Origin of the sequence: Rhizobacter sp. (assembly GCF_031412075.1) — a bacterium.
GTDB lineage: Bacteria > Pseudomonadota > Gammaproteobacteria > Burkholderiales > Burkholderiaceae_C > Rhizobacter.
Map to the genome: position 1 here is coordinate 1 of NZ_JANOCG010000464.1, position 3,795 is coordinate 3,795.

3 protein-coding genes and 1 pseudogene are annotated in these 3,795 nt (G+C 63.9%); all 4 read left to right on the forward strand.

Going from position 1 to position 3,795, the window contains the following annotated elements:
* Positions 1-219 precede the first annotated feature (219 nt).
* The gene (locus tag RMO40_RS17585; RefSeq protein ID WP_309724213.1) at positions 220-657 is read left to right on the forward strand and encodes a hypothetical protein; all 438 of its coding nucleotides are present in this window, start codon (positions 220-222) and stop codon (positions 655-657) included.
* Between the two features lie 9 nt (positions 658-666).
* The gene (locus tag RMO40_RS17590; protein WP_309724216.1) at positions 667-981 is read left to right on the forward strand and encodes a DUF2933 domain-containing protein; all 315 of its coding nucleotides are present in this window, start codon (positions 667-669) and stop codon (positions 979-981) included.
* Positions 978-1,637 (forward strand): methyltransferase, encoded by a 660-nt coding sequence (locus RMO40_RS17595; protein ID WP_309724218.1) that lies wholly within the window; start codon positions 978-980, stop codon positions 1,635-1,637. The genes RMO40_RS17590 and RMO40_RS17595 overlap by 4 nt, the downstream gene beginning before the upstream one ends.
* 16 nt (positions 1,638-1,653) lie before the next feature.
* A pseudogene (locus RMO40_RS17600) lies at positions 1,654-3,795 on the forward strand (heavy metal translocating P-type ATPase); the annotation flags it as partial.

Here is a 3,795-nt window from a genome sequence, read left to right on the forward strand (position 1 = left end):
CAGGTTCCCATCGTGGGGCCACCTTTCAGGGTTCGCTACTCGCGACTTGCGTTGTAGCCCCTGCCGCGCTTGAACCGGAGCATCGCGCTCCGCTGTTCGGCGCTCGCATCTGTCCTGCTCGATTCAATCGGCATGGACGCGATCCCACTCGAAACCGCGCCATCTCGGGGCAGCACCCAGTGCATCGCATTTCACATCCACCATCGACCAGGAGTCACCATGAAACTCGTTCAACCACATTCGCTTGCGCTCGCCCTCATCACCGTGACCGCTGCCGCCTGGGCCGCCCCCGTTGACGAACACAAAGCCCATCACCCGGTCGGTACAGCCTCTGGCCCCGTCGCCAAGCCGGTAACGGGCAAGACCACACCCGAGATGGCTCGCATGGCCAACCAGAGGAAAGCCATGCAGGCGATGCACGACAAGATGATGGCCGCCAAGACACCCGATGAACGCAACGCGTTGATGGGTGAGCACATGAAGACCATGCACGACGGCATGGACATGATGAAAGGCGCGGGCGGCATGTCCGCTCCCAACAAACCGCCCGCCGACATGAGCCAGCGCCAGAACATGATGGAGCAGCGCATGGACATGATGCAGACCATGATGGAGATGATGGTCGATCGTCTTCCGCAGTCGCCTGCCAAGCCGTAAGGGGATGTCATGAACCACCCTCACGCTGCACATCACCACCAACCTGGACAGGTCAGCCCACCACCGTTCTGGCGATCCAGGTATGCCATCGGGCTGCTTGTGCTGGGCGCGGTGGCTGCCTACTTTTTGCTGAGCGAGCACCGCGCCCACTTCATCGGGGCCTTGCCCTTCTTGCTGTTGCTGGCCTGCCCGCTGATGCACGTGTTCATGCACGGTGGCCATGGCGGGCATGGCGATCACGGAGGTGGTGGCAAGCCAGGTGCTGCCACGACCGCCACCAAGACCGCAACCAAAACCCCAACCAAGACCGGAGAACGACCATGACCAACGACGCTCCCGGCTATGGGCTCTGGACGTTGGTCGTCCTCAACTCGGCCCTTTTCCTCATGTTCGCGTTCAGCTTCTTCAAACCGCAGACCGGGCGCGATTGGCGAACTTTTGGCGCCTTCGCGGCCTTCATCGTCGCGCTCTTCGTCGAGATGTATGGCTTTCCGCTGAGCATCTACGTGCTGTCGGGCTGGTTGCAAACAAAGTACCCGAGCCTTGACCTGATGTCACACAACTCCGGTCACCTGTGGTCAACGCTGCTGGGTGAGAAGGGCGATCCGCACTTCGGGCCGCTGCACATCGCAAGCTATGTGTTCCTGGGCTTCGGCTTCTATTTGCTGTCGAGCGCCTGGAACGTGCTGTACCACGCGCAGCGCCGCAACGAGTTGGCCCAGGCGGGGCCGTATGCACGCATTCGCCACCCGCAGTACGTGGCCTTCGTGCTGATCCTGATGGGCTTCCTGCTGCAGTGGCCGACGCTGCTCACGCTGGTGATGTTCCCGATTCTGCTGGTGATGTATGCGCGCCTTGCGTTCACCGAAGAGGCCCACATGCGCAAGCGCTTCGGCGCCGAGTTCGACGCCTACGTAGCCCGCACGCCACGCTTCTTGCCGAAGCTGAGTGGGTCGGTCCCCGTCGAGCACAAGGCGTGACGCACAAGGAGGCATCATGAAAACAAGCACCATTGAAGTCGGCGAACTGGTCTCGACTCTCAGCGCGGCCGGCGTCGAACGGCAGCTTTCCACGCTGCCGGGCGTTCACCATGCCGACGTGAACTACGTGGCCGGAAGTGCGACGGTGCACTACGACGAAGCGAAGACCACGCTCGATCTCATCCGGCAACGCGTGGCGAGTTGCGGCTATCACTGCCGGGGTGAGCTCGTGCCAGCGCACATCTGTGAGCCGGGGGACAAGCTGCCGCAGGGGGCTGTTCGAACTGACCATGCGGGTCATGCCGGTCATGCCGGTCATGCGATGGCCCCTGTCACGCCTGCATCGCCGGCGAGCGATCCCCATGCGGGCCACTCAGGCCACGGCGCGAGCGCCAAGACAGGCCACGACAAGGCCGAGATGATGCATGACATGGGCCACGCGCCCGGCATGTCGATGCAGGACATGGCCAACGACATGCGCAAGCGTTTCCTGGTCGCCTTGGTGTTCGCCGTGCCCGTCTTCCTGTACTCGCCGATGGGTGAGATGTTTGGCGACTTGCCCGTGCCCTTCGGGCTGGATCGCAAGCTCTTCCTCTTCTTCGTTGCCACGGGCGCCATTGCCTACCCGGTGTGGCCCTTCCTCGTGGCGGCGTTTCGGGCGGCGCGAAACAAGGTGGCCAACATGGCGACGCTGATCGTGCTGTCGGTTGGCACCGGCTACGTTTTCAGTGTGGGCGCCACGTTCTTCTACGAAGGCGAGGTGTTCTACGAAGCCTCGGCCGTGCTGCTGGTGTTCATCTTGCTCGGGCACTGGCTGGAGATGCGGGCCCGCGCTGGCGCGTCGGACGCGATCCGAGCGCTGATGGACCTTGCGCCGCCGATGGCCACGGTCGACAGGGCCGGCGTCGAGACCCAGGTTCCCACGGCGGAAGTCCGCGCGGGCGAGATCGTCATCATCAAACCGGGCGACAAGATCCCGGTCGACGGCGAGATCACCGAAGGCAGCTCACAAGTGGATGAGTCCATGTTGACGGGCGAGTCGATGCCGGTGAAGAAGATCGTGGGCAACGCTGTCATCGGGGCCACCATCAACAAGAGCGGCAGCTTTCGCTACAAGGCCACCAAGGTCGGGGCCGACACCGCGCTGGCGCAGATCGTCAAACTGGTGCAGGAAGCGCAGAACTCCAAGGCACCCGGCCAACTGCTGGCCGACAGGGCGTCGCAGTGGCTGGTGTTGGCCGCCATCGCCATCGGCCTGTTGACCTTTGGCGTGTGGTTCTGGGTGATTGGCGAGCCCTTGCTGTTTGCGCTCACACTGACCATCACGGTGTTCGTGATCGCCTGCCCAGACGCGCTCGGCCTGGCCACACCGATGGCGATCATGGTGGGCACCGGCCTCGGGGCGATGAACGGCATCTTGTTCAAGAACGCGGCGGCGCTGGAGAACGCCACCAAGCTGACGGTCGTCGTCTTCGACAAGACCGGCACGCTGACGATGGGCCAGCCCGATGTGGTCGAGGTCGTCATGGTGCGAGGGGTCACGGAGACCCAGCTCATTGCCGTGGCGGCAGGCGTCGAGAAGTTCTCCGAGCACCCTCTGGCGCTTGCGATTCTCAAGCGCGGGCAACACCCCAGTCGAGGCCGCCACCGGGTTTGCCAACATCGACGGGCAGGGCGCGCGCGCCACCATCGGTGCCGATGCCGTGCTGCTGGGCAATCGCAAACTGATGCAGGCGGAAGCTGTGTCCGCTTCATCGATGGCGGCCCTGGCGGCCGACGCCACCCGGCTCGAAGGCGGTGGCCGAACAGTGGTTCATGTGGCCCGCGCCGGCCAGTTGATCGGCCTGATCGCCATTGCCGACGCGGTGCGCCCCACGTCGAAGGCGACCATCGCCAAGCTGCAGGAGCGTGGCGTCAAGGTGGCGATGATGACCGGCGACAACCAGGCCACGGCCGAGCGCATCGGCAAGGAGCTGGGCATCGACATCGTGCTGGCCGAGGTGCTTCCCGGGCAGAAAGCCGAGAAGATCAAGGAGCTGCAAGACCAAGGCAACAAGGTCGGCATGGTGGGCGACGGTATCAACGATGCCCCGGCGCTGACCCAGGCCGACGTGGGGTTTGCGATTGGCGCTGGCACCGACGTGGCGATGGAAAGCGC

Coding starts and splice junctions, on each gene's coding strand:
- RMO40_RS17585 (WP_309724213.1), top strand. CDS start 220: ATGAAACTCGTTCAACCACATTCGCTTGCGCTCGCCCTCATCACCGTG.
- RMO40_RS17590 (WP_309724216.1), top strand. CDS start 667: ATGAACCACCCTCACGCTGCACATCACCACCAACCTGGACAGGTCAGC.
- RMO40_RS17595 (WP_309724218.1), top strand. CDS start 978: ATGACCAACGACGCTCCCGGCTATGGGCTCTGGACGTTGGTCGTCCTC.